The sequence below is a fragment of the Streptomyces caatingaensis genome (assembly GCF_001187435.1).
Classification (GTDB): domain Bacteria; phylum Actinomycetota; class Actinomycetes; order Streptomycetales; family Streptomycetaceae; genus Streptomyces; species Streptomyces caatingaensis.
This window is the reverse complement of the sequence record NZ_LFXA01000007.1, coordinates 225,131-250,383: the sequence shown is the minus strand read 5'-3', so window position 1 is coordinate 250,383 and position 25,253 is coordinate 225,131. Positions and strand designations below refer to the sequence as shown.

Below are 25,253 nucleotides of genomic sequence, written 5' to 3'. Positions count from 1 at the left end.
AGGGAGTGCGGGGCGGCGCTGCCCCCGGTGGGGGCGCAGGGAGCACAGCCGCCGGTGGGGGCGCAAGGGGCGCAGCCCCCGCTGGGGCGCAGGGGCGAAGCCCCGCCACGCGCGGCGGAGCCGCGACCGGGGGTGCAGGGGGCGCAGCCCCCGCCCACCGCGCGGAGCGCGGTGTGGGGGGAGGGGCGCAGCCCCTGGGAAACGGTGAAAGGGCGGGGCGGGGAGAAAACCCCCGTGGCCCCGCCACGGCACACCCGTCTCACACCGCCGTCCGCTCCCCCACCGGCCGCGCCGACCCCCCGGAACCCCCCGAGACATCGGCGGCACCGGCGGCCCCGGAAGACCCACCGGAAGCCCCCTCGGAAGCCCCCTCGGAGGACGCGTCAGAAGACGCATCGCACCCCCCCGAGCCCCCACCCAAAGCCCCCCCAGCCGCACCAGGGACCTCAGAAGCCCCCATCCCCACCACCCCCCTCCTCCGCTGCGCCAGCACCTCCCCCTGCCACACCGCCAACGGCAACAACGTCGTCGCCAGCCCCAGCAACGCCCACACCCGCATCGCCGTATGCACATGGCTGAAGACCACGGACGCGACCAGCGCCAGCGTCAGCACCACCGCCCACGTCAAGTGGGTGCGGAAGGTCACCACCCGGTCCGGGCTCGCGGAATCCCCCTTCGGGGTCACGACGAACCGCGAGCGCCGGCGCAGCAGCGCCTCGCCCAGCGAACGGGCGTACATGGGGGCGGACAGCGCGGACATCAGCATGCCCGCCGTCCCGGAGGACCCCGCCGGCTCGTGCGGACTGACGTTGTGCCGGCGGTTCCAGACGTACAGCCCGATCTGGAGCGCCGCGGAGTCCCCGTAGAGCATCAGCCACACCTGCGACTCGACGTTGATTCCGGCCGCGCCGAGCCCCAGGAAGAGCACGCACGACAGCACGCCCAGCACCCAGTTCATGGCGGCCATGGGGTAATACGCCACCATCAGCGAGTAGTTGAGCACCCGACCCGGCGACATGCTCCACACCGCCCGCCAGAACTGCCGCAGCAGCGTCTCGTACGTCCCCCGGGACCAGCGCAGTTGCTGGGAGAAGAAGTCGGTCCAGGAGGAGGGCCCCTCCCCCACCGCGAGGACGTCCGGAGTGTAGACGGAGCGCCAGCGCCGCCCCGTCGCGGGGTTGCGGCGCCGGTGGATCTCCAGGCCGGTGGCCATGTCCTCGGTGATGGAGTCGAACAGGCCGCCGATCTGGCGGAGCACACCGACCCGGACGCAGTTGCTGGTGCCGACGAACATCGGCGCGCCGTACGCGTTGCCCGCCCGCTGGATCAGCGCGTGGAAGAGGAACTGCTGGCTCTCGGCCGCCTTGGTCACGGCGGTGGTGTAGTTGCCGTACACCTGGGGCCCGACGACGAACGCCACGTCGGGGTCCCGGAAGTAACCCAGCATCCGTTCCAGGAAGTTGGGCAGTGGCACGTGGTCGGTGTCCACGCAGGCCATGAACTCGTAGTCGTCGCCGTGCGCGTCGAGCCAGGCGTTGTAGTTGCCGTGCTTGGTGCGCGCCCGGAAGCAGCCGGACGGCTGGTTCCAGCGCTCGATGCCCTTGCGGGTGAAGTGGCGCACGCCCAGCCGCTCGCAGAGCCGTTTGACCTCGGGATCGTCGCCCTCGTCGAGCAGCCAGACGTCGAGCACCCCGCGGTGCTGGACGCGGACGGCGCCTTCGAGGGTGGCGCGGACCATGGAGAGCGGTTCCTTGCCGGGCACGAAGCTGGTGAGGAACGCGACGCGGGTCCCCGGCTGGGGCCGCACCGGCACCGGATCCCGCGCCACCCATGTCGCGTGCGCGTTGGAGATGACGTTGACCAGGCGGAACGTCTCGATGAGGCCGATGGAGGCGATCAGCACGAGGTCCCCGGCGCGTTCCCAGCCGCTGATGTACGGCCGGGCCGTCCAGTGCTCGGGCAGCATCAGCCACACCAGCAGGGCCAGGGAGAACAGCGGCGCCGCCGTCACCAGCAGCAGCGCGGCCACCTGACCGCGCGGTCCGCCGCGGACGAGCCGGCGGTAGCGCACCCGGTAGACCCCCGGGGGCGGTTCGGTCAGCTCGCCGGCGAGTCTGCTGAAGGTCGCGTAGTCGTAGTCCGGCCTGGCTTCCCCCTGAGCGGCCGGCCCGCCCCCAGGCTCACCGACATCTGACGTGACGTCATCCACCGTCTCCGCAGGGGGGGTTCCGCCGTCGAGCCGGACGGCGTCCCCTTCGCCGGGCGCCCGCGCGACGGCGGCCTTCTTGCGAGCCGCCCGCCGGGCCTCACGTGCAGGAACCGCCATCACCACACCCCCAACCGTGCACGGACGAACGGGAAAGAGCGGAGATAAACTAACAAAACGGACCTACGATCATGTGACAATTTCACCGGACACGCCTCTGCATCACCCACATGGCCCACACATCGACGTACAACGCCCAGGAGCCCCGGAGGTCATCGGTGATCTCGGACGCCACCGTCCGGCCCGGCGCCACCCCGGCGCGGTGTTCTACGATGAGCGGATGGCGTTCGACGGCCGGCCGCCGGTGCGGGCCCGGGCGCCTCGCGACAGGAGAGCGGTACGACGGTGAGCGACGACGAGAAATACGCCCAGAAGGCGATCATCTGGCGCGTGCTGATCTACATCGTCCTCGGACACCTCCTGGCCGCCTTCATCTGGCTGCTCTTCTATCTCGGCTCGCACGCCTCGCACTGATCGCGACAACGGGCCGGGCACACCACAGCAGGGCGCTTTCCCGAAATCTGCCCCAATCGCCCCATATCGACGGGGAATTCCGCGTGTCCCGTATTTCCTCCGCGCCGCCGAGCGGTATCGCATTCACGAGGACAGGTGATACCGGGAATCGCGGAATCCGGGCGCGGCTGTCCCGGCCCCGACCCCGAATACACGTCTGTCCTATGCCATTGGAGTGGCCGGCGCGCGGAGCCCCGGGTCATGCGCGGAGCGGCCGCGGGCACATGCCGAGGCGCACCGTACACCCTGGTCAACTCGCAGGTCAGCACTGCGGATCCATCCCCCCGAACCGGGGGCGACCGTCTCCTTCCGCTGCTACTGTCGCCCGTCATGGAAGAGCTGTTCACCCCGGACGAACTCGACCGTATTGAGGCAGCGGCACACCGAGTGGGCCGTTCTCCGCACGACTGGGTCCGCGACCTCGTACTCAAACGCCTCTCGGGAGACTCCGAACAAACACATATTTCCCATCGCCGAACCATGCGCCCCGATTTCGAGGACGCCATCTGGCCGGTCACCCTGCACCGCCGCTCGGGCGGCGTCCTGCAGGAGCTGCACCACGCGGGGTGCTGGGTGCCCAAGGGCGGGGAGGCCACCCTGACGACCGCCGAGGCGCGGGTGCAGATGGCCACCCACGACGTCCGGCCCTGCGACGCCTGCCAGCCGGAGCGCTTCCTCGCCCCCTACGCCTGAGGGCCCTCGACCGGGCCCCTCGCCCCCCCGGCCCACCCTACGGGCGTCCGGGGCGCACCAACTACCCTGTTCCACGTCAAGATCATCAGATGGTGGGCGGGGTAGCGGGGCATGAGGGCAGGGACGCGACTGACCGGGTGGGCGACGGTGCTCGTCGGGTACGTCACCGTACTCCTCGGCGCGGTCCCCGACCGCGGGTTCCCGCTCAAGTCCGAACTGCCGTGGTTCCTGGCGGCGACGGCGGTGTGCGGCCTGTTCTGGATCCTGGCCTCCGTGCTGGTCCGCATGCAGCGGCGGGCCAGGCTGCGGCGGAAGACCTGGCGCAGGCGCTACGAACCCTGGCCCGAGCCGCCCCGCTCCCGCGCGCTGTGCTGGGTCCTGGGCTTCGGCATCGCCCTGACCAGCGCCGCCGCGCTCACCCAGGGCGTCGGCCCCGACGGCGCCGAGGGCAAGTGGCTCTCGGAGGTCAGCCGGGCCGGCGGGCACACCCGGGAGCTGCGGGTGGCCAAGGTGGTGGGCCAGCCCGAGACCACCGGGGCGCGCACGGACGACGTGGAGGAGTTCAGCTCGACGATCGTCGTCACCGTCCCCTTCGACTCCGGCCCCCGGCAGGTGACCGTCGAGGGCGTCCGCACCCAGGGCGAGCTCGCGCAGGGCCGCACCATCGAGCTGCTGTACGCGCCCAGCCGCCCCGACCTGGGCGTACGCCCGCCCGTGGACAAGGACATCTCGTCCACCGTCGGCCGCCTCATCGCGCTGCCCCTGATCTGGATCCTCACCCTCACCGCGGGGCTGAGCACGGCCGTCGCCATGCACCGCCGGGAGGCCGCCGTCGCCCAGACCCGGCGCTTCGAGCCGTGGGTGCACCTGCCGGCCGCGCTGCTGCTGGTGTGCGGTGCCCTGCTCGTCGTCCCGCTGCTCACCGGCTTCCCGGACACCGGCACCGGCTGGAGCCTGGCGATCGGCTCGGCGCTCACCCCCTGGCTCGCGCTGGCCTGGGTCGCCCGCACCGGCTGAGACCACACACAGGAGGGCCGCCCGCGGGCGGCCCTCCTCGCGTCGACGTGCGCTGTCAGGAGCGGCGCCGGAACGCCTTGCGCACGAAGTGGACGATCAGCCAGACGATCGCGACGACGATCAGGATGAGGATGATCAGCAGGACGATCAGGAAGATGCCCAGCTTCTTGAAGAAGCCCTTCTTCTTTTTCTTCTCCTTCGCCAGCGTCACCCCGTCGGCGTCCGCGTGCCGGACCGGTGCGACCTGCCGCTCGCCCGTCTCCTGCGACGCGGCGGCCGTGCCGCGGGTCTGCGTGCCGGCGGCCGCCACGGTCGCGTGCTGTGCCGTACGGGCCGACGGGTGTGCGCTGACGGCCGACGCGGCGGGCGCGGCCAGCAGAGCGGTACCCAGCGCCAGAGCCACGACGGCGGAGAACCGGCGGGCCAGGCGCCCACGGTTCCGTCCCTCGTGCTGCTGCTCGCTCTTCATCGACGCCCCCTGTGTTCGGTGCTGATTGTCTGTCGGGTGCCGCGCGGCGCACGGCCGCGGAGCAAACACCATTATCGGCACATCCCGCACCACCCCAGCAGGGCGCCCGGGCTCCTCAGCCGCTCTTGCGCCGGAACGAGCGCTGCCCGCCCGCCTTTCCATGGGTGCCGTGGACCTTGGAGCCCTCCTGGCCCCGGGCGCCGACGACGGCGTCGGCCGGCCGGCCCCGCTTGCGGTCCAGCGCCTCACGGAACTTGCGCTTCACCTCGTCCTCGTGGGTCGCCCCGGCCTCGGTGCCACCCTGATCCCCCGGCGTCGATTCGGGCATCAATACCTCCTGCGCCTAGCGGTGTTCGCCACAGCTTGGCACAGACCGGGCGCGGCGGAACCGTACGGGCCCGGTCAGATCGCCGTCGCGTCGGGGCGGAAGCGGTCGACGGCCGCCGTCTGCACCTCCGTCTCCTCGGCCGGGTCGGCGGCGAGCCGGCGCAGCTGGTCCACGACGCGGGCGTCCGCCGTGGTCGCGTGGCGCGCCGCGAGCTCGCGGGTGGTCTCCTCGCAGTCCCACAGGCACTCGACGGCGAAGCCGGCGGCGAAGGACGGGTCCGTCGCCGCGAGGGCGCGGGCGGCGCGGCCCCGCAGGTGGGACGAGGACGTCTCGCGGTAGACGTGGCGCAGGACGGGGGCGGCGCAGCGGATCGCCAGCCGGCCGGTGCCGTCGACGAGGTCCCACAGGACGGGGGCGTCGGGGCCCTCGGTGCGCACGGTCCGCCGGAGGGCGGCCAGGACGAGGGCGGCGTCGTACTCGGCGCCCCGGCAGGCGAGCATGCCGGCGGCCGCGGCGCCGAGGCCGTCGGTGCGGTGCACCCAGAGGCGGGCGCGCTCCAGGGCGGCGGGGCCGCGCATGCGCTCGAAGGCGGTGACGGCGGCCTCGGCGACGAGGGTGGAGGGGTCGGCGGCGGCGGCCTCGATGAGGTCGAGGGCCTGGGGGTCGTCGTGCTCGGCGAGGTAGCGCAGGGCGGTGGCCCGGGCGGCCTCGGGGCCGAAGGCGGCGGCCTCGATGATCTCCAGCCGGTCCTCGGGGCCGGCGACGGCGTTGAGGCAGCGGGCACCGGCCCCGTGGCGCGGCTGGACGGGGTGCAGCGCCAGGCCCTCCTGGGCCCACTCGAGCACTTCGCGCACGCTCCAGCCGGGGCGGGGGCCGGTGGGGCGCAGCTGGCGCTGCCAGCGGTCGAAGGCGCCCTGTTCCTGGGCGGCGCGGACGCGGGCGGCGGTGGCCGGGGCGTGCTGGTCGTCGGCCCAGATGCGCCAGGGGCGCGGCTCGAAGGCGTCGCGGACGGCGGCGGCGAGCTGCGCCTCGCCCTCGGGAGTACGGGGGAAACGGCCGACGATCCGCTCGCCGAGGGCGGCCAGGGCCGTGTCGTCGTCGCGCAGGGCCAGCTCGTCCAGGGCCCAGCGCCAGTTGCCGCCGGTGGCGGCGTAGCGGCGGAGGAGCAGCAGGGCGTCCTCACGGCCGTAGGAGGCGAGGTGGCCCAGGACCGCCAGGGCGAGGCCGGTGCGGCCCTCGTCGGGGTCGAGGAGGTCGTCGGGGTCGAAGAGGTGCTCCTCGATCCCGTCCAGGCCGCCGGCCAGATCCAGATACAGGCGCGCGTAGTAGAGGGACCGGTTCTCGACCTGCCAGTCGTGGCGGGGGTCGCGCCGGACGCACTGGTCGAGCGCCGCGAGCGCCTCGTCCCGCGGCGCCGCGAGGGCGTGCAGAGTCCCGTCGCCGCGGCCTCGCTGGAGGAGGCCGAGCAGGGTGCCGCTGGGCGCTATGTCTGGATCGAACATGAGGTCAGCATCCGGTGCGGGAGTCGGCGGGGCAACGGGATTTCCGTCGTCCGGCATTCTTGCCGGTGTCCACCGGGGCTATGCCTGGTGAACTGGGAACTCGGCGGACCGAGCGCCCGCAGCCTACCCGGAGTCGTCCGTTCCGCCACCCCCCTGCCCGATATGCCCCCTCACGCCTCGGGCATATTCCGTCGTCACCACCGAATCGGGTATGGCCAAACGCCTTACGGGCAGTCGCCCACTGTGCAAGAGTCGTCACGCAGTCCTCCCGGCCGCCCGCGGGCCCGACCGGCGTCGGTCGCGCCCGCACCCCCACGGAGTACGTGATGCCGTCCCCTTCATCTGCCTCCCCCGCGGAGTTCCCAGCGGACCACGCCCCGGGCGGCCCCCCCGCCGGGGTCGTCGACGAGCTCATCTCGCAGACCCGGCGGCTGCGGGGCGGCATCGACGCCGTGCGGCGCGGCACCGAGGGCTCGCACGGCCCCGAGGACCCGCTGGGCCGCTGGCAGCGCACGCTGTGCGACCTCGCCACCCACCAGCTGGACGACCTCGGCGCCCGCCTCGGCCAGCTCCGGGACGGGCCGCCGCTGCCCGCCGCGCCCGACGCAGCGCCCGAGCCCGCGGCGGGCGCCGGCCTCACCGGCAGCGCCGAGTGGAACCTGCTCACGGACGAGGTCACCTGGTCCGAGGAGCTCTTCCGGCTCTTCGGCCGCTCCCCGCGCGACGGCGCCCTGACCCTGGACGAGCTGCCCTCCTGCCTGGTCGAGGAGGACCGGGAGCTGCTCTCCGCCCTCGTCACCGACTGCCTGGTCGACGGGAAGCCGATCGACGGCGAGTTCCGCATCGTGCACCCCGACGGCCCGCGCACGGTCCACATGCGCGGCGAACCGGTGCTCGACGACGACGGCTGCACCGCCGCCATGTGGGCCGTCCTGCGGGACGTCACCACGCTGCACCGCGGCCGCGAGGCCGTGGCCGCCTCCGGCCACTCCCTGCACCACCACCGCCATCTCGCCCGCGCCGAGCGCCGGCTGGCGGCCGGGCTCCAGGAGGCCGTGCTCCCGGCCTGGCAGGGCCCGCTGCACCTGCCGCGCGACGCCGGCGCCCCGGGCGTCCTCGACGTCGCCGGGCACTACCTCCCCGCCGCCGACGGCGCGGCCGTCGGCGGCAACTGGTTCGACGCCCTGCCGCTGCCCGACGGCCGGACCCTGCTCGGCGCCGGCGGCCTCAGCGGGCGCGGCGTGGCCGCCGCCTCCACCATGGCCGTGCTGCTCGGCGCCGTGCGCGGCATGGCCCTGACCGGCACCGAGCCGGGACGGCTGATGGGCTGCCTCAACCAGCTCCTCGACACCTCCGCGCAGCCCGCCCGGGGCAGCGCCGTCTGCTGCCGCTACGACCCGCGCACCCGCGTCCTGCACTGGGCCCAGGCCGGGCACCCGGCGCCGCTGCTCTTCCGCGGGGGCACCGCCCGCCCGCTGCCGCGCCCCGACGGCGTCCTGCTGGGCGCCATCCCCGACGCCCGCTATGAACAGGCCGAGGACCAACTGCGGCCCGGGGATGTGCTCCTGCTGCACACCGACGCCTGCGCCGGGTCGAACCTGCTGCCCGGGCTGGCGGACCGATTCTCCGAGGCGCGCAGCGCCCAGGAGTGCGTGCGCTCCGTCCTGGACGCGTGGAACGGCGAGCGGCGGCAGGACGACGCCTGCGTGCTCGTGGCCCGCGTCGGCGGCTGACCCGGCCACGCGGCCGGCGCGCCGCCCCGGTGCGCCGGCCGTCGCACGGCCATGCCTCCCGGGGCCTCCCGGGCACGCCTCACCGTGGCCCGCGGCGCCTTCCGTCCCGGCCTGGCGTGACCAGGCGGGGCCCAATCCCTCCCGGCGGCCGGCCGCCCAGGGGCCGGCCGCCCCGTACCGGCCGTGCCGTGAGCCGCGGGCCCCGGCGCGCGGCCCCTCCCCGCACCACCGCTCAGGCCACCACCCCTCAGGCCGTCGCCGCCCGGGGCTTGGGCGGGCCCTTGGGCAGCGCCCGCTGGATCTCCTGCCGGAGATCGGCGATACGGGCGTACCCGGCGTACTTGCCGGTCAGCCGGTACATCTCGCGCAGCCGGTCCCAGGTGCGGTGGGAGGAGGTCTCGCCGATGGTGACCAGCGCCAGGCGCGCATAGGTGTCCGCCTGCTCCGGGTCGTCGCTGATGAAGCACGCCGAGGCCATCGAGATGTAGTCGAAGACCGTGGACCGCTGGTGGCCGCCCTTGCGGAGCCGCAGCGCCTCCTTGGCGTGCTGCTGGGCGATCACCGCCGCCGCGGGGTCGTGCTCGGCGAGCGTGCGGTAGGCCAGGGCCTGCATCCCGTGGAGATCCGCCTCGTCGAAGTGCTGCATCCAACTGGGCGGCGGGACGTCCCGCTTGTCGGAGACGAAGAGCTCCTCGGCCTGGCCCAGCGTCCGCCGCATCGCCTGGCCCTTGCCCATCGACGCCTGCGCCCAGGCCTCGATGGTGCAGAGCATGGCGCGGGTGCGCGGCAGGGTCTCGCTGCCGGAGCCGGACTGGGCGAGCTTCATCAGATCCAGCGCGTCGTCGGGGCGGCCGAGGTGGACCATCTGCCGGGCGGCGCGGGAGAGCGCCTCGCCGGCCCGCGGCCGGTCGCCCCCCTCGCGGGCGGCGTGCGCCGCGATCACGAAGTACTTCTGGGCGGTGGGCTCCAGGCCCACGTCGTGGGACATCCAGCCGGCCAGCACCGCCAGGTTGGCCGCCACCCCCCAGAGCCTGCGCTGGAGGTGCTCGGGGTGGCGGTAGGCGAGCATGCCGCCCACCTCGTTGAGCTGGCCGACCACCGCCTTGCGCTGGAGGCCGCCGCCGCGGGCGGCGTCCCAGGCGCGGAAGACGTCGACGGAGCGCTCCAGCTCGTCGATCTCGGTGGAGCCCACCGGGGCCGCCTCGTAGCGGTCGTAGCCGGCCTGTTCGGCGAACCCGGCGCGGGCCGCCTCACGGTGGAGGGGGTCGTCGAAACGGGGGGCGTCGGCCGCGAGGGCCGGATCGGTGTGCAGCCAGTCGTGCATCGCCCCGCTGAGTGCTGAGCCTGCGGCGAGCGCGGCGCCCGCGCCCACCAAGCCGCGTCGGTTGAGCATGAGGTCCATTCCCGTGAATTCGGTGAGGACCGCGGCCGTCCGCTCGGGCGGCCAGGGCAGTCCATCGTGGGACTGTCCCCGGCCGGCGCGCCCGCGCCGGCCGAACCCGAGGTCCTCGATGGTCACGACACGACCGAGTCGCTCGGTGAAGAGGGCGGCCAGCACCATGGGCACCGGATCGCGCGGGGACTCCCCCATGTCGATCCAGCGCCGCACCCGGGAGGTGTCGGTCGCCAGCTGCGGATGGCCCATGACCGCCGCCTGCCGGTTGACCAGCCTCGCGAGCTCGCCCTTGGACCATCCGGCCAGGCCGAACAGATCCGCAAGGCGGGTGTTGGGTTCCCTCGTCACGTCAAGCCCCCAGGTTCCTCGGCTGACTTGAAGGTATCGGCCGCCCGAAGGCCAGGCGAGTATTCGCCAGGGTTCGCCAGGGTCCGCCAGATGGTGTGCCACCCATGAACGGGTGTGATGTAGGAACGCGCCACCCCGGCCACCCGTCGCGCATTCCCCAGGGTGCGCGACGACCGCACGGCGATCACCGGTCGCCCGCGGTTCCCGCGCCTCGCGGGGGGTGATGCGCGGGGGTGGCCCCTCGACGGCACACGAAGGGATCTGTTCCGCCCATGTATGCAGCATCGACCTCCGTGTCCGCTCCGCTCCGGCCCGCGCGGCCGCCCCAGCAGAGCGGCGGACCGTACCTCGACCCCTCCCATGCCGTGGGAGCCGCGTTCGGGGGCGGCCGGGCCCGGCGGGGTCCGGGGATCGGCGCTCAGCAACCCCTCAGCGGAAGACTGGACCTGTCGGGCCCTCAGGGGGCCGAGCTCCGGCCGTTGATCACCTCGGTGCACCGCATCTGCCCGGAGTTCAACCCCGTCCAGGTGCTGCGCCGCGGCAGCCGCTCCGTGCTGCTGGTCGGCACCGCCGGTCGCAACAGCGCCGTGGCCAAGTGTTTACTGGACCGCTCCCCCGCCTCCGCCGAGCGGTTCCAGCACGAAATAGCGACATACCGCGCGTTCGTGCGGCACCGCCCGCCCGTCCGCGTCCCCCGTCTCATCGCCGCCGACCCGGACAACGGCACCCTGGTGATCGAGCGGATGCCGGGCCGCCCCGCCGCGGCCCAGCGCCACCCGTCCACCACCCCGCCCCGCGCCGATGTCCGGGTGGCCCTGGGCGCGCTCTGCCGGGTCAATCTGTGGCGGCCCCCGGCCGGCATGTTCGACATGCCGCTCGACTACGGCCGGCACATCGCCCGCTATCACGAACTGGGCCTGCTCACCGACCGCGACATGGGCGACCTCCAGAAGCTCCTGCACGGACTGGCCCATGTGCAGGGCCAGTTCTGCCACGGCGAGGCCCTCCTCTCCAACATCCTGCTCTCCCCCGCCGGCCCGGTCCTGGTCGACTGGGACCAGGCCGGCTGGTACCTCCCGGGGTACGACCTGGCGACGCTGTGGGCCGTCCTCGGCGACGCCCCGGCGGCCCGGCGGCAGATCAGCCAGCACGCGCAGGCCGCGGGGCCCACCTCGCGCGACGCCTTTCTGGTGAATCTGATGCTGGTCCTCACCCGGGAGATCAGGAGGTACGAGACGGCCGTGCAGCGCTCCCTCCAGGAGCCGGTGCCCCCGGGTTCGCCCGACACCGGCGAGGAGCAGCGGCTGCTGCTGCGCCGGCTGCACGACGACTGCGCCATGGCCCGTCGTGCGGTACGAGCTGCGGTGGGCACCCGCTGAGGGCCGCCCGCCACCCGCCGACACGCCGCGCCCCGAGCGCGGCGTGTCGGCGTTCACCCCCACGGCGCAGCCGCCCACGCGGTTCCCCCAGCCCAGGCCGTTGACGTGGACATAACACTCCGTCCAGTCTGTTTGACGGATCGTCTGCATGGCTCCTGCGCTTGGTAGTTTCGGGGTCCCCCGGCTCCCCCGCCGCTCCGGCGCACGGCACGGCCCGACCCCGAGGAGGCTGCATTGCGTGGACCAGCCCCGGCAACCGGAATCGCCCCGAGAACCGCTCGCCACGCCAGACGGGCGGCCGGCGCGGTGGCGTCGGCCGCCCTGCTGCTGCCCCTGGTGGGGGCCCCGCCCGCCGCGTCGGCCGCCCGGGCCGGCACCGGGACGCTGCAACGGGAGTTCGCGGAAGCCGCCGCGGAGTACCACGTCCCGCAGAGCGTCCTGCTGGCCGTCTCCTACCTGGAGTCCCGCTGGGACGTGCACGGCGGGGCGCCCAGCGTCACCGGCGGCTACGGCCCGATGCATCTGACGGACGCCGCCACGGCTCTGGCCTCGGCGGTCCCGCCCGCCGAGCCCGGTGCCGACGCGCGCGGCGCGGCGGCCCCCGCCGCGACGGCGGGGCCGGGGGGCGGGCACCGCCGGCCCGGCGAGGCCCCGTCCGTGCCGTCGCCCGGCGCGCTGCCGGCCCGGCTGCGCACCCTGCCCCGGGCCGCCGCGCTGACCGGCCTCCCGCCGGCCCGGCTGCGGGAGCGGACCGCGGAGAACGTACGCGGCGGCGCGGCCCTGCTCGCCGACGCGCAGAAGCGGCTGGGCCTCCCGGCGAGCGGCCGTCCGGACGACTGGTTCGGGGCGGTGGCGGGCTACTCCGGCGCGTCGGACACCAGGTCCGCCACGGCCTTCGCCAACGACGTCTTCGAGGTGCTCCGCACCGGCCAGGAGCGCGTCAACGACGCCGGCCAGCACGTGAGCCTCCCCGCGAGCGGCGCGCTCGCCCCCCGCAGGGACCAGGTGGCGCGGCTCGGCCTGACCACGCCCCCGCCCTCCGGCGCCGAGTGTCCCGGGTCGGTGTCCTGCGAGGCGGTGCCCGCGCCCTACCAGAAGCTGGAGGGCTCGGACTACGGCAACCACGACGTGGCGGACCGGCCCCGGTCGCAGAAGGCGCGCTTCATCGTCGTCCACGACACGGAGGGCACCTGGGAGACGACCCTCCGCCTGATAAAGGATCCGGCCTACGTCTCCTGGAACTACACGGTCCGCTCCTCCGACGGGCACATCGCCCAGCACGTGCCCACCAAGGACGTGGCCTGGCACGCGGGCAACTGGTACGTCAACAGCGCCTCGGTCGGCATCGAGCACGAGGGCTTCCTGGCCCGGCCCGACGCCTGGTACACGGAGGAGATGTACCGCACCTCGGCCCGCCTGGTGCGCTACCTGGCCGACCGGCTGGACATCCCGCTGGACCGCCGGCACATCCTGGGCCATGACAACGTCCCGGGCACGACCCCCTCGACGATCAAGGGCATGCACACCGACCCCGGTCCCTACTGGGACTGGGCGCACTACTTCGAGCTGATGGGCCGGCCGTTCCGCCCGGCCGGGGGCCCGTTCGGCGGCCTGGTCACGATCCTGCCGGAGTACGACGTGAACATGCCCGTCTACACCGGCTGCGAGAAGCCCGGGCGGCGGTGCCTCCCCCACGGCTCGGGCGCGGTCCGGCTGCACACCGGCCCCGGCGAGAACACCCCGCTGATCAAGGACGTCGGGCTGCGCCCCGACGGCTCGCCCTCGACCACGGACGTCAACGACACCGGGGCCCGCGCCTCCACGGGCCAGCAGTTCGCCGTCGCCGGCCGGCTGCCCGGCTGGACGGCCGTGTGGTACCTGGGGCAGAAGGCGTGGTTCCGCGACCCGTGGTGGTCACCGGTGACGGCCGGCGCCCAGGGCCGGATCGCCACCCCGCGCCAGGGGCTGAAGGACATCCCGGTCTACGGGCGGGCGTACCCGGAGAAGGAGGCGTATCCGCCCGGCGTTCCGGTGCAGCCGCTGGTCCCCCTGCCGTACCGGCTGCCCGCCGGGCAGGCGTACGCGGTGGGCGAGGAGATCCCCGGCGAGTTCCTGTGGGCGGGCAACTTCGACCCGGCGGCCCACCGGGTGGTGCGGGGCAAGGAGACGTACTACGAGATCCAGTTCGGCCACCGGGTGGCGTTCGTCCGGGCGTCCGACGTGACGGTCCGCCCGTCGGGCCGCTGACCGACGGCGGACCGGCCCCGGGAGACCCGGGCCGGTCCGTCCGTCCTGTGCTCAGCCCGCCTGGAACATCTCCGCGGGCAGCGGCTTGAGGAGCTGGTAGAGGTCGTCGGTGATGGGCCGGTCCCAGCTGGCGATCGTCACCAGGACGCCGTCGCTGCGGTCGAACTGGGTGCAGGAGATCCGGCTCTCGGAGCACTTGAGCCGACGCACGATCAGCAGGTTGTCCTCGTGCATGACCGGCATGTCCTCGGTCTCCAGCACCTTGACCGGCTCGTCGTTGCCGAGCGCGGCGAGCAGCTGCGCGACCTCGAACGGAACCTGCCCCTCGGCCAGCTCGCGGGCGGGCGAGCCCTCGGGCAGATTGCCGATGATCATCGCCGGGCCGCGGCCGCCGAAGAGGTCGTAGCGGAGGAAGACGCCCTGGCAGCTGCCGTCGGGCGCGGGCAGCAGCCCGGCACCGAGGTCGCCCGGCCAGTCCCCGGGGTCCATGGCCAGGACGTCGAAGTCCGGCCCCGTGGGAGTGGCGGAGTTGCGGCGGCGGAGGAAGGACATGCCCACATCGTACGTGCCCGTCGAGCACGGCCGCCCCCGGGGCGACCGTCTGTGACGGCTGGTACGGTCACCGCTCCGCGGCGGAGCAGCGGGAGTGACAGGGGAGGGGCACGGGAGAGGGGCACCGGATGCCGGAGGGCCGCTCGACTACGGGATCCAGGGGCGCGCCAACCGGCTGACGCACGTGCCCGGGTGGCTCGCCGGACTACCCGCGCTGGAGAAGCTCGATCTGCGCTGGAACGCCGTCGAGCCGGCGCCCCGGCTGCTCGACGCGCTCGCGGCGCGCGGCTGCGTGGTCCTGCACTGACGCCGGGCCGCCGCGGGCGGCCGCGGAGGAACGGGCGCGGGAGCACGCCCCGCCCTCACGTCAGATCGAACTCGCCCTCCCTGGCCAGCTCCACGAAGGCCCGCCACTCCTCCGGGTTGAAGATCAGCGCCGGCACCTCGGGGGTGCGCCGGTCGCGCATGGCGACGTAGCCCTCGATGAAGCCGATCTGGACGTCGCCCTTGCCGTGACTGCCCGACTGCCAGGTGGCGTTGGCAAGGTCGAGCCGCTGCCTCATGTCGCCCGCCAGGTCCTCGGTCGCGCTCTCCGCCACGTCCGCCGCTCCTCCCGGTCCGGTCCTCACCCGGTCACCCTAACGAGCCCGGCGCGCCGGGGACAGACCCCGGGGCCAGGGCCGGGGATCGCCCGTACGGGCGAGGGCCGCGGGGCGGGCGCCCCTTGACGCCCGCCCCGGCGGCTGGTTCCGTGAGCGCACACGGAACCACCGAACGATCGGTCGGCACGCACGGGGGTGTGACGATGACGGATCCCGCACCGGAGGACCCGGGCGAGCGTCTGACGCGCGGGGAGCTGGCGGCCCTCCAGCGGGAGCGCCTCCGCGCCACCCTCCAGCACGCCTACGACAACGTGCCGTTCCACCGTCGGGCGTTCGACGCGGCCGGGGTACGCCCGCGGGACTGCGCCACCCTCTCCGATCTCGGCCGGTTCCCCTTCACCACCAAGGCGGATCTGCGCGACCACTACCCCTTCGGGATGTTCGCCGTCCCCGAGGGGCGGATCCGCCGCATCCACGCCTCCAGCGGCACCACGGGCCGTCCGACCGTCGTCGGCTACACCGACCGGGACCTGGACACCTGGGCCGGCCTGGTCGCGCGCTCGCTGCGCGCGGCGGGCGTCCGGCCCGGGGACAGGGTCCATGTCGCCTACGGCTACGGACTGTTCACCGGCGGCCTGGGCGCGCACTACGGCGCGGAGCGGCTCGGCTGCACGGTGATCCCGGCCTCGGGCGGCATGACGTCCCGTCAGGTGCGGCTGATCCAGGACTTCCGGCCGCGCGTCATCATGGTCACCCCGTCGTATCTCCTCACGCTGCTCGACGAGTTCGAGCGGCAGGGCGTCGACCCGCGCTCGACCTCCCTGCGCGTCGCCGTCCTCGGCGCCGAGCCGTGGACGGAGGGGATGCGGCGCGAGATCGAGGAGCGGTTCGCGCTCGACGCCTGTGACATCTACGGGCTTTCGGAGGTGATGGGCCCGGGCGTCGCCCAGGAGTGCGTGGAGACGAAGGACGGCCCGCACCTGTGGGAGGACCACTTCTATCCGGAGATCGTCGACCCGGTCACCGGCGAGGTGCTGCCCGACGGCGAGCCCGGCGAGCTCGTCCTCACCTCGCTCACCAACGAGGCGATGCCCGTGGTCCGTTACCGCACCCGCGACCTGACCCGGCTGCTGCCCGGCACCGCCCGGGTCTTCCGCCGGATGGAGCGGATCACGGGCCGCAGCGACGACCTCGTCATCGTGCGCGGCGTCAACCTCTTCCCCTCCCAGGTCGAGGAGATCGTCCTTCACGTGCCCGGCGTGGCGCCCCACTTCCAGCTCCGGCTCACCCGCGAGGGCCGCCTGGACCGCCTGACGGTGCGCGCCGAGTCCCGTCCCGGCACCCCGCCCGAGCGGCGTGCCGAGGCCGCCGGGGAGATCGCCCGGCGGATCAAGGACGACGTGGGGGTCACGGCGGCGGTGGAGATCGTCGAACCGGGCTCGCTGGAGCGGTCGGTGGGGAAGATCAAGCGGGTCGTGGACCTGCGTGAGACCCCCGCCACATGACCGGACGCTCCCTCAACCCCCTTCCCCGCCAGGGGAGTCCTTCTCCCCGCAGCGACCTCCCGACACGAGGAGAACCGGTCTTGCGCTTACGACACCGCCTGCGCGCCCTGACGGTCGGCGCGCTCGCCCTGCTCACCGGCGCCGGCGCCCTGCCGGCCGCCTCGGCGGCCACCGCCGGGGACGACAACAGACCCTCCGGAGGCGGCCTTTCGGCCACCATCCGCTACACCGAGTACGGCATCCCCCACATCGTCGCCAAGGACTACGCGAGCCTCGGGTTCGGCGACGGCTGGGCCCAGGCCGCCGACCAGGTGTGCACCCTGGCCGACGGGTTCGTCACCCTGCGCGGCGAGCGCTCGCGCCACTTCGGGCCGGACGCCGCCCCCGGCCCCGACCTGTCCGACGCCTCCACCAACCTCTCCAGCGACCTGTTCTTCCGGGGCATCCGCGACGCCCGGACGGTCGAGAGGCTCCTGGCCCGGCCCGCCCCGGAGGGCCCGTCCCGCCCGGCCCGCGAGCTGGCGCGCGGCTGGGCCGCCGGCTACAACGCCTGGCTCGCGCGGAACAGGATCACCGACGAGCGGTGCCGGGGCGCCTCCTGGGTGCGCCCCGTCACCGAACTCGACGTCGCCCGGCGCGGTTACGCGCTCACCGTCCTGGGCGGCCAGGGCGGCACCGTGGACGGGATCACCGGCGCCCGCCCGTCCTCCGGCGCCGCGCCGCGCACGGCCGCGCGGCGTGCCCCGGAGGCCGCCGCCAAGGCCCTCTTCGCCGCCCGCGCGGGCGACATGGGCTCCAACGCCGTGGCCTTCTCCGGGGCCGTCACCGCCACCGGCCGCGGCCTGCTGCTGGGCAACCCGCACTACCCCTGGCAGGGCGGACGCCGCTTCTGGCAGGCCCAGCTGACCATCCCCGGCGAACTCGACGTCGCGGGCGTCTCGCTCCTCGGCATGCCCGTCGTCGAGATCGGCCACAACCCGTACGTGGCCTGGAGCCACACCGTCGCCACCGGCGTCCCGTTCGGCCTCTACGAGCTGAGGGCCGCGCCCGGGAACCCGCACGCCTACCTGGTGGACGGCGTGCCCGAGGCGATGACCGAGCGGAAGGTCACCGTGCCCGTGCGCGGCGAGGACGGCCGCGTCACCGACGTGACCCGCAGTCAGTGGTGGACCCGCTACGGTCCCGTCCTCACCTCGCTCGGCGGCGAACTGCCGCTGCCCTGGACCGGGAAGACGCTCTACGCGATCACCGACCCCAACGCCGCGCAACTCCGCTTCACCGACACCTCGTTGGCCTTCGGCAAGGCGCGGAGCGTCCACGACGTGCGGGACGCGCTGCGCCGCACCCAGGGCCTCCCCTGGGTCAACACCGTCGCCGCCGACAGGGCCGGGCACAGCCTCATGTCCCAGTCGCAGGTGCTGCCCCGGATCACCGACGACCTCGCCGGACGCTGCTCGACGGCGCTGGGCCGCAGGCTCTACCCCGGAACGGGCCTCGCCGTCCTGGACGGTTCGCGCCGCGCCTGCGCGCTCGGCCGCGACAGGGACGCGCTGCAGCCGGGCGTCTTCGGCCCGTCGGCGATGCCCACCCTGACCGACGCCCCGTACGCCGAGAACTCCAACGACAGCGCCTGGCTGTCCAACGCGGACCGCCCGCTGACCGGGTACCCGCGCGTCTTCGGCGACATCGGCACCCCGCGCTCGCTGCGCACCCGCGGCGCGGTCGAGGACGTCGCGGCCCTGGCCCGGCGCGGCCGGCTGACCGTGGACGACCTGCGGGAGCAGCAGTTCGCCGACCGGGTCCCGGCCGGTGCGCTCGCCGCCGCCGACACGGCGGCGGCCTGCGCGAAGCTGCCGGGCGGACGCGCGACGGGCAGCGACGGCAAGGCCGTCGACGTCTCGGCGGCGTGCGGCGTGCTGGCCCGCTGGGACCGCACGGTCCGCCCCGGCAGCAGGGGCGCCCTGCTCTTCGACCGCTACTGGCGCAAGCTCACCGCGGCCGTCCCGCAGGACAAGCTGTGGCGGGTGCCCTTCTCCGCCGAGGACCCCGTGCGCACGCCCCGTTCGCTCGACACGGCCCACCCGGCCGTCGCCCGCGTCCTGGCCGACGCCGTCGCCGAGCTGCGCGCCCAGGGGACCGCGCTCGACGCGCCGTGGGGCGAGCACCAGTTCGTCGAGCGCGGCGGCAAACGCCTTCCCATTCCCGGCGGTTCGCACGACCTGGGCGTCTGGAACGTCGTCCAGTCCCGCTGGGACGCGGCGCGCGGCGCCTACACCGACGTGCGCTCGGGCACCAGTTACCTCCAGGCCGTGGGCTTCGACGGCGGCCCCTGCCCGGTGGCGCGCACGCTGCTCACGTACTCCCAGTCCTCCGACCCCGCCTCGCCCCACTACAGCGACCAGACCGAGCTGTTCTCGGCGGGCCGCATGGTGAAGGCCCGCTTCTGCGAGAAGGACATCCTCGCGTCGCCCGCCCTGCGGGTGGTGCGGGTGGGCGGGCGCTGACCCGCCGGCCGCCGGGGCGGTGCAACTCCACCGCCCCGGCGGTCACTTGAGGTCGTGCCGCGCCCGCCACACCCGGGCCGAGACCCTGGCCAGCAGCCGGGCCGCCGGGTCGTCCACGTCGTGCCCGGTGGCCGACGGCCCGCTGTAGCAGACGGCGAGGGCGTACGGCGGGGCGTCCCGCGGATACACCACGGCGGCGCAGTTCCGTACCCCCCTGATCCAGCCGTTCTTGCTGGCCAGCCGGGTGCCGGGCGGCAGGCCGGCGGCGAGGTCGACCGCGTGGGCGTTGTGCTCCAGCAGGGCCAGCACCTCCGGCTCCAGCGACTCCAGCAGCCGGACGAGGTCCCGGGCCGTGACGACGTTGCGCAGTCCGGCCGCCCGCGCCGCGAGGTCCTCGATCCCGCGCGGGCTCGCGCTGCCCGTGGCCCCGGCCCGCCGCCACACCTCGGCCACCGCCTCGTGACCGGCCTTCTCCAGGCAGATGTTGGTGGCGAGGTTCGACGAGTGCGTCACCATCCGCTCGGCGAGCCACCGCAACGAGGCGGTCCGGCCGAGGAGTTTCCACGGCTCGGGGTCGCTGTCCTCGGCCCGGTCGATCGCGTACGTCCCGCCGACGGCCGACTCGAAGGCGTTCCGCACGGGCACCCGCCGGTCGAGGTCCGTCCCGCCGCGGTGCAGCGCCGCGAGCACCGCGACCTTCATGGTGCTCGCGGCCTCGTGCCGGACGTCGGGGTGGCGCAGGATCACGGGCGGGCGCCGCCACGGCGCCGCTACGACGGAGAGCACGGCACCCATCGTAGGGGCTCGGTCACCTCCCCGCCGCCCGCGCGAACACCGGCAGATAGCCCTTCGCCTGCCCCTCCGCGGTGGGGTGGTACGACTCCTCCACCGGCAGGGTCAGCGAGTGGAGCCAGGGTGTGCGCGAGCAGATCCCGTGCTCCGCGAACGCCGGGCGCACGTCGGCGAACACGAACCCGTGCCCGTGCGCCCGCCGGGCCAGCACGGCGTCGATCACGTCGCTCGCGTCGTTGACGGCGGACCGTTCCCGCTCCGTCATGCCGAGGACGCAGCTCCCCTTCAGCCGGTAGAAGCGGGGGTAGCCGAGGACCACGACCCGCGCGGCCGGCGCCTTGCGGCGGATCGCCGTGTACAGCGCGTCCAGGGTGCCCGGCAGCGTCCGCGTCACGTACGTCCGCGCCTGGTCGATGCGCGCCAGGCAGGCCTCCTCGCCGCGCACGGCACACGTCCCCATCACCTCCGCGAAGCCGGCGTCGTTCGCCCCCGCCGTGATGCTCACCAGCCCCGTTCCCGGGCCGAGCGGGCCCAGTTGGGACGAGGTGACGTCCGCCACCGTCGCTCCCCGGCAGGCGGTGTCCGCGAAGGACGACGGCGTGTGGGCCGCCGCCCACAGCGCCGGGTACGCCTTCGCGTTGCGCTTGCACGCCCCGCTGGCGCGGTCGTACGAGCCGAGGCCCGCGCCCACCCCGGACGAGTAGGAGTCGCCGAGGGCGACGTAGCCGCGCGGGGCCGCCGGGGCCGGCGCGGCCGGGGCCGCCGGGGCCGCCGCCGGGCCGCCCAGCAGCAGTGCCGCCAGCGCGGCGGCCGCGACGGCCACCGGCCGGCGTCCCATGGCCGTCTTGACGTGTCTCTTGTTGCCGTGTCTCTCGGCGTGTCCCGTGACTGGTGCGTCGTTCATGCCCGGGCAACGAGCCGCTCCCGCGCCCGGACACGAGCCCGCCCCTCAGAAGGGCCGCCCGAACGCCGCCCGGACGAACCTCCAGCGCCTGATCTGCCGCACCGTCCGCGCGACGGCCGCCCCCACCGAGCGGTCCGCCCGCCCCCGGCCCTCCGGCGGCGCCACCCCCTGCGGCACCTCCGGCGGCCGCAGCGCCCCGTACTCCGTGAAGCGCCGCGTCCCGCACCGTGTGCACCGCTCCTCGCCGTTCGCCGTCTCCCAGCCCTCGCGGTGCTGGCAGTTGTCCATGAGCCTGCCGACCGAGAACGTCACTTCCCCTCCTTGGCTGCGACGGCTGTGACCGGAAGGATCGCTTCCCCCGGCGGAGCGGCCGGAATCGCACCAACCGGAATCCCTCCGGCATCCGGTGCGTCCGGGGGCGTCCCGGAGCCCCCGGACCGCCCGCGACTGCACGGGCGACGCTCCCCACCCCCATGCGCCCCGCGCACGCATAAACACCCGAAGGAGGCAGTAACTGCACACAATTGCGCCATACAACGGGGCATCCCACCCCCCATACGCTGGTTCCGACACCGTTCGGGCATAACGTACGGGAGGCCCCGTGTCCGCTCCCCGCACCCTCCTCCACCTCGCCGCCGCCACCCTCGCCCTCGCCATGACGACGGCCGGTTCCACCCACGCCGCCGGCCCGGCCCGCGACCGGAGCGGAGAGGGTCACCCCTCCACCGCCCCGTACGAGGCCGACGGCCTCCAAGGCACCGTGCACAGCACGGACTTCGCGCAGCTCTCGTCCGCCCAGGACCAGGTCCAGGACGGCACCGTCAAGACCGTGCGGCTGGAGCAGGACGACGCGCACCACGGCGTCAAGGTGACCGACGACTCGGTCACGGTCGAGCACGCGGGAACCTATCTGATCGTCGTCGCACCGCAGGTGCTGACGGACAAGGGCGGCGTGCAGCAGGGCAACGACCCGACGGACGGGTGCGTGGACACCTGGTTCACGATCAACGGCCAGGCGCTGCCGAACAGCGGCGTCCGCCTCTGCCAGGCGGTGACGCACAGCACGCATGTGGTCGTCTCGCAGTCGGCGGTGCCGCTGAAGGCGGGGGACACGGTGCAGGTGAGGTCCAAGGGCCGCAACGTGCGCTTCAACGCCGTCCAGCCGTCGGAGGGACCGCTGATCCCGAGCGTGATCCTGACCCTCACCCGGCTCTAGGGAGCCGCCGCGGAGCGCCGGTGCTGCGCCGCCTTGGCGCGGTTGCCGCAGGTGGACATGCGGCACCAACGCCGCCGCCGGGCTGCGGAGTTGTCGAGGAAGCGGGCTCCGCACCGCTCGCCGCCGCAGATGCGCAGCCGCTCGCGCAGGTCGCCGCCGAAGACCTCGGCCGCGTCCACGGCGATGCGGGTGAGCGCGCCGCGGCCGTCCACCGGCGGGACGCCGGGCCGCAGTTCGGGGACGCCGTCCCGGATCTCCAGCCGGGCGGGCCGCTCGGCCGCGCGCGTCAGCCAGACGTTGAGCACGTCCCGGGCGGACGCGGGGAACGGGTCGCCGGCCACGACGGCCCGCACCCCGGCGTCGATCGCCTCCCGCAGCTCGACCGCCTCGGCGAGCACCGCCCCGTCCACGGCGCGGCAGCTGCCGCCGATGCCGGCGGCGGCGAACCACGCCACCAAGTCCTCCGGTTCGCGCAGCAGTTCGCGGCCCTCGCCGGACCAGCGGTCGCGTCGGGTGTTGATGAAGTCGACGCAGACGCGGTCGCCGTACCAGACCCAGTCGTTGCCTTGATCCCCACTCATAACCCCATGTTAGGTTACGGCTCGCAGTAACCACACGACCGGTTACTTCGGGCCGGTCGTCCGTTCGGGGAGGGAAGGGGCGGCCCATGGGGCGCATCTGGCTGCTGGCGCTGGGAATGTTCGCGATAGGGACGGATCTGTTCATCGTGTCGGGGCTGCTGCCGTCGGTGGCCGGCACGTTGGGCCTGTCCACGGCGGCGGCCGGGCAGACGGTCACCGTCTTCGCCCTCACCTACGCCGTCGCGGCGCCGGTGCTGGCGGGGGTGACGGCGCGCGTCGACCGCCGGACGCTGCTGGTGACGGTGCTGGCCGTGTTCGCGGCCGGGAACGGGCTGTCGGCCGTGGCGCCGTCGTACGGCGTGCTGCTGCTGAGCCGGGTGGTGGCGGGCGCGGGTGCGGCGCTGTACGCGTCGACCGCGTCGGCGGTGGCCGCCGGCATCACCGCGCCGGAGCGGCGGGGCCGGGCCCTGGCGGTGGTCTACGCGGGCATGACAACGGCGATCGCGCTCGGCGTGCCGCTGGGGAGCGCGATCGGCGAAGTGGCCTCGTGGCGCTGGGCGTTCGGCTTCGTGGCGCTGCTGGCGCTGGCCACGCTGGCGGGCCTGTGGCCGAGTCTACCGTCCGTGCCCGGACGGTCGGCGGCCGGAATCACCCGGCGGCTGGCGGCCGTCCGGATCCGGCGGGCGCCGGCGGCGCTGCTGACGACGATGCTGTGGGTCGTCGGCACGTTCACCGTCTACACCTACCTCGGGGCGGTCCTGGACCGGGCCGGCCGGGTGGGGGCGGCCCAACGGCCGTGGCTGCTCCTGCTGTTCGGCGTCGGCAGCTTCTTCGGGGTGCTGGCGGGCGGGCGGCTGGCCGACCGGATCGGCGCGGTGGCGGGGCTGGCGGGCTCGGTCGGCCTGCTCGCCGTCGTCCTGGCGGCGCTCGCCCCGGCGCTGCGCTCGGCGGCGGGGACGGCGGTGGCGCTGGCGGCGTGGGGGCTGGTGCACTGGTGCGCCTTCCCGCTGATCCAGCACCGGCTGCTGGCCCTCGGCGGGGACGACGGCGACATGCTCCTCGCGCTCAACAACAGCGCCGTCTACCTCGGGCAGACGGTGGCCGGGGCGGTCGGCGGACTGCTGGCGGGGGCCGGGCGGCTGGGGTCGCTGCCGTGGGCGGGCGCGGCGTCCGAGGTCCTGGCGCTGCTCGTGCTGGCGGCGGGGGCCGTCAGCCGTCCTCTCTCAGCACGAGGTCGAGCAGTCCCGGGAAGCGGGCGTCGAACTCGGCCCGGCGCAGCCGGTTGAGGCGCCTCGCGCCCTCGTCCCGCTGCTCGACGAGCCCGGCGGCGCGGAGGACGGCGAAGTGGTGGCTGCACGCGGCCTTTCCGACGGGCACGTCGAAACTCCCGCACGTGCGCGTCCAGTCCTCCGCCTTCGCCAGCTCTCTCACGAGGCGCAGCCGCACGGGGTCGGCGAGCGCGGCGAGGGCGGTCTGGACGGCGACGTCGTCGGGGTGCGTGTGCGCCGGGGCGGAGCGGTGGCTGGTGCGCGATGACATCTCGGTCCCCCTTGCGAGTGTTCGACGCCGATCTTACACTCCGGGCAAGGTGTTCGACGTACGTTGAACACCCATCGACGCTCACGGGAGGGGAACGCAGCCATGCGTGCGATCGAGTTCGAGAACTACGGCGGCCCCGAAGTCCTGCGGGTGGTGACGGCGGAGCCTCCGGAGCCCGGACCCGGGCAGGTGAGCATCGACGTCGCCTACGCCGGCGTCAACTTCGCCGACGTCAAGGCGCGGACGGAGGGCTACCGCGTCCCGGCCCTGCCCTTCCGCCCCGGCCTGGAGGCGTCCGGGCGCGTGCGCACCCTCGGCGAGGGGGTGACGGGCCTCTACCCCGGCCAGCCGGTGGCGGCGTTCACGCCCGGCGGCTCGTACGCGGAGGTCGTGGTCGCCGACGCGGCGTCCGTCTTCGCCCTGCCGGAGGGGTACTTGCGCGTCGCCGCGACCCTTCCGACGGTCCTGCCGACGGCGCACGCGCTCCTCCACGAGGTGGGGCGCCTCCGCCCCGGCGACACGGTCCTCGTGCAGGGCGCGGCGGGCGGAGTCGGCACGGTCGTCAGCCAGTTGGCGAAGGCGGCCGGGGCGGGGGCGGTCCACGGCGTCGTCTCCACGGAGGCGAAGGCGGAGTACGCGCGGCGCTACGGCTACGACGAGGTCTTCACGGGCCCGTCGTTCGCCGGCGCCGTCCGCGACGCGACCGGGGGCCGGGGCGTGGACCTCGCCCTCGACCCGGTCGGCGGCGACTCCTTCACCCAGTGCCTCGCCTCGCTGGCGACCTACGGCCGCCTGGTCGCGTACGGCAACGCGAGCGCGTCCACGCCGTGGCAGGTCTCCCAGCGGGACCTCTTCCCCGCCACCGCGTCGGTGTCGGGCTTCTCGCTGTTCACGCTCGCGCGGAACGCGCCCGACGCGCTGCGGGAGCTGACGCGGCGTGCGTTCCGCGCGGTCGCCGAGGGGACGGTGAAGCTGCCGGTGACGGCGGAGTTCCCGCTCGCGGGGGCGCCGGAGGCGCACCGGCTGCTGGGGAGCAGGGCGAGCACGGGGAAGCTGCTGCTGCGGGTCGGGGGGTGAGGGCGGTGCGGCCCGCATGACCTCGGGGGTAATCGCCGTCCCCGCCCTTCCCTCGCCACACTGGAGCCCACCGCACCACCCAGCACGCAC

24 protein-coding genes are annotated in these 25,253 nt (G+C 74.5%); 12 read left to right on the top strand and 12 right to left on the bottom strand.

Annotated elements, in window-relative coordinates:
• Window positions 1–259: 259 nt before the first annotated feature.
• A complete protein-coding gene (locus AC230_RS12270) occupies window positions 260–2,326 on the bottom strand; it encodes a glycosyltransferase family 2 protein (RefSeq protein WP_241833198.1) in 2,067 nt (688 codons plus the stop codon).
• A 285-nt stretch (window positions 2,327–2,611) separates the two neighbouring features.
• Between AC230_RS12270 and AC230_RS31955 the strand changes: the two genes are divergently transcribed.
• From AC230_RS31955 to AC230_RS12260, 3 genes are all read left to right on the top strand, one after another.
• Window positions 2,612–2,740: a DUF6126 family protein gene (locus tag AC230_RS31955; protein ID WP_107082120.1), complete on the top strand. Its 129-nt coding sequence runs from the start codon at window positions 2,612–2,614 to the stop codon at window positions 2,738–2,740.
• A 519-nt stretch (window positions 2,741–3,259) separates the two neighbouring features.
• On the top strand, window positions 3,260–3,472 hold the full coding sequence (locus AC230_RS12265) for a DUF6233 domain-containing protein (RefSeq protein ID WP_049716178.1): 213 nt from the start codon (window positions 3,260–3,262) through the stop codon (window positions 3,470–3,472).
• Between the two features lie 111 nt (window positions 3,473–3,583).
• Window positions 3,584–4,489, top strand: a complete 906-nt coding sequence (locus AC230_RS12260) for a hypothetical protein (protein WP_157868560.1) — start codon at window positions 3,584–3,586, stop codon at window positions 4,487–4,489.
• A 55-nt stretch (window positions 4,490–4,544) separates the two neighbouring features.
• On the opposite strand, the gene AC230_RS12255 is transcribed toward AC230_RS12260, so the two are convergent.
• From AC230_RS12255 to AC230_RS12245, 3 genes are all read right to left on the bottom strand, one after another.
• On the bottom strand, window positions 4,545–4,958 hold the full coding sequence (locus AC230_RS12255; RefSeq protein WP_049716176.1) for a hypothetical protein: 414 nt from the start codon (window positions 4,956–4,958) through the stop codon (window positions 4,545–4,547).
• Between the two features lie 115 nt (window positions 4,959–5,073).
• Window positions 5,074–5,286 (bottom strand): DUF5302 domain-containing protein, encoded by a 213-nt coding sequence (locus tag AC230_RS12250; RefSeq protein WP_049716175.1) that lies wholly within the window; start codon window positions 5,284–5,286, stop codon window positions 5,074–5,076.
• 74 nt (window positions 5,287–5,360) lie between these two features.
• A complete protein-coding gene (locus AC230_RS12245; RefSeq protein WP_049716174.1) occupies window positions 5,361–6,788 on the bottom strand; it encodes a hypothetical protein in 1,428 nt (475 codons plus the stop codon).
• Between the two features lie 326 nt (window positions 6,789–7,114).
• Here AC230_RS12245 and AC230_RS12240 point away from each other — a divergent pair, with 326 nt between their 5' ends.
• Window positions 7,115–8,521: a PP2C family protein-serine/threonine phosphatase gene (locus AC230_RS12240; protein WP_049716173.1), complete on the top strand. Its 1,407-nt coding sequence runs from the start codon at window positions 7,115–7,117 to the stop codon at window positions 8,519–8,521.
• 247 nt (window positions 8,522–8,768) lie between these two features.
• Here AC230_RS12240 and AC230_RS12235 read toward each other — a convergent pair whose 3' ends face one another.
• Window positions 8,769–10,265, bottom strand: coding sequence for a DNA-binding protein NsdB (locus AC230_RS12235; protein WP_049716172.1), 1,497 nt, complete (start codon window positions 10,263–10,265; stop codon window positions 8,769–8,771).
• A 272-nt stretch (window positions 10,266–10,537) separates the two neighbouring features.
• Here AC230_RS12235 and AC230_RS12230 point away from each other — a divergent pair, with 272 nt between their 5' ends.
• Window positions 10,538–11,644: an aminoglycoside phosphotransferase family protein gene (locus AC230_RS12230; RefSeq protein ID WP_049716171.1), complete on the top strand. Its 1,107-nt coding sequence runs from the start codon at window positions 10,538–10,540 to the stop codon at window positions 11,642–11,644.
• A 234-nt stretch (window positions 11,645–11,878) separates the two neighbouring features.
• The gene (locus tag AC230_RS12225; RefSeq protein ID WP_078871178.1) at window positions 11,879–13,891 is read left to right on the top strand and encodes an N-acetylmuramoyl-L-alanine amidase; all 2,013 of its coding nucleotides are present in this window, start codon (window positions 11,879–11,881) and stop codon (window positions 13,889–13,891) included.
• Window positions 13,892–13,942: 51 nt separating this feature from the next.
• Here AC230_RS12225 and AC230_RS12220 read toward each other — a convergent pair whose 3' ends face one another.
• Window positions 13,943–14,443 carry a hypothetical protein gene (locus AC230_RS12220; RefSeq protein WP_049716170.1) on the bottom strand — a complete coding sequence of 167 codons (501 nt, stop codon included), beginning with the start codon at window positions 14,441–14,443 and terminating at the stop codon, window positions 13,943–13,945.
• Between the two features lie 184 nt (window positions 14,444–14,627).
• Here AC230_RS12220 and AC230_RS31040 point away from each other — a divergent pair, with 184 nt between their 5' ends.
• Window positions 14,628–14,750: a hypothetical protein gene (locus tag AC230_RS31040; protein ID WP_422125579.1), complete on the top strand. Its 123-nt coding sequence runs from the start codon at window positions 14,628–14,630 to the stop codon at window positions 14,748–14,750.
• A 55-nt stretch (window positions 14,751–14,805) separates the two neighbouring features.
• Here the strand turns inward: AC230_RS31040 and AC230_RS12215 are convergent, their stop codons facing one another.
• On the bottom strand, window positions 14,806–15,042 hold the full coding sequence (locus tag AC230_RS12215; protein WP_049716169.1) for a DUF397 domain-containing protein: 237 nt from the start codon (window positions 15,040–15,042) through the stop codon (window positions 14,806–14,808).
• A 206-nt stretch (window positions 15,043–15,248) separates the two neighbouring features.
• Here AC230_RS12215 and paaK point away from each other — a divergent pair, with 206 nt between their 5' ends.
• Both paaK and AC230_RS12205 read left to right on the top strand, forming a co-directional pair.
• Window positions 15,249–16,550: a phenylacetate--CoA ligase PaaK gene (gene paaK, locus AC230_RS12210; protein WP_049716266.1), complete on the top strand. Its 1,302-nt coding sequence runs from the start codon at window positions 15,249–15,251 to the stop codon at window positions 16,548–16,550.
• Window positions 16,551–16,630: 80 nt separating this feature from the next.
• On the top strand, window positions 16,631–19,054 hold the full coding sequence (locus AC230_RS12205; RefSeq protein ID WP_049716168.1) for a penicillin acylase family protein: 2,424 nt from the start codon (window positions 16,631–16,633) through the stop codon (window positions 19,052–19,054).
• Window positions 19,055–19,096: 42 nt separating this feature from the next.
• On the opposite strand, the gene AC230_RS12200 is transcribed toward AC230_RS12205, so the two are convergent.
• The 3 genes from AC230_RS12200 to AC230_RS12190 form a co-directional block, all read right to left on the bottom strand.
• Entirely contained in the window at window positions 19,097–19,840 is a 744-nt protein-coding gene (locus AC230_RS12200) for a serine hydrolase (RefSeq protein WP_049716265.1), read from the bottom strand.
• Between the two features lie 22 nt (window positions 19,841–19,862).
• Window positions 19,863–20,684: an SGNH/GDSL hydrolase family protein gene (locus AC230_RS12195; protein WP_049716264.1), complete on the bottom strand. Its 822-nt coding sequence runs from the start codon at window positions 20,682–20,684 to the stop codon at window positions 19,863–19,865.
• Between the two features lie 111 nt (window positions 20,685–20,795).
• Window positions 20,796–21,062 (bottom strand): DUF6255 family natural product biosynthesis protein, encoded by a 267-nt coding sequence (locus AC230_RS12190; RefSeq protein ID WP_049716167.1) that lies wholly within the window; start codon window positions 21,060–21,062, stop codon window positions 20,796–20,798.
• A 289-nt stretch (window positions 21,063–21,351) separates the two neighbouring features.
• Between AC230_RS12190 and AC230_RS12185 the strand changes: the two genes are divergently transcribed.
• Entirely contained in the window at window positions 21,352–21,966 is a 615-nt protein-coding gene (locus AC230_RS12185) for a hypothetical protein (RefSeq protein ID WP_049716166.1), read from the top strand.
• Here the strand turns inward: AC230_RS12185 and AC230_RS12180 are convergent.
• Window positions 21,963–22,547, bottom strand: a complete 585-nt coding sequence (locus tag AC230_RS12180) for a CGNR zinc finger domain-containing protein (RefSeq protein WP_049716165.1) — start codon at window positions 22,545–22,547, stop codon at window positions 21,963–21,965. The genes AC230_RS12185 and AC230_RS12180 overlap by 4 nt on opposite strands.
• 86 nt (window positions 22,548–22,633) lie before the next feature.
• Between AC230_RS12180 and AC230_RS12175 the strand changes: the two genes are divergently transcribed.
• Window positions 22,634–23,833 carry an MFS transporter gene (locus AC230_RS12175; RefSeq protein ID WP_049716164.1) on the top strand — a complete coding sequence of 400 codons (1,200 nt, stop codon included), beginning with the start codon at window positions 22,634–22,636 and terminating at the stop codon, window positions 23,831–23,833.
• Here AC230_RS12175 and AC230_RS12170 read toward each other — a convergent pair.
• The gene (locus AC230_RS12170) at window positions 23,757–24,086 is read right to left on the bottom strand and encodes an ArsR/SmtB family transcription factor (RefSeq protein ID WP_049716163.1); all 330 of its coding nucleotides are present in this window, start codon (window positions 24,084–24,086) and stop codon (window positions 23,757–23,759) included. The two genes, AC230_RS12175 and AC230_RS12170, sit on opposite strands and share 77 nt — an antisense overlap.
• 102 nt (window positions 24,087–24,188) lie before the next feature.
• On the opposite strand from AC230_RS12170, the gene AC230_RS12165 reads away from it, so the two are divergent.
• Entirely contained in the window at window positions 24,189–25,163 is a 975-nt protein-coding gene (locus tag AC230_RS12165; protein ID WP_049716162.1) for a quinone oxidoreductase family protein, read from the top strand.
• Window positions 25,164–25,253: the final 90 nt, after the last annotated feature.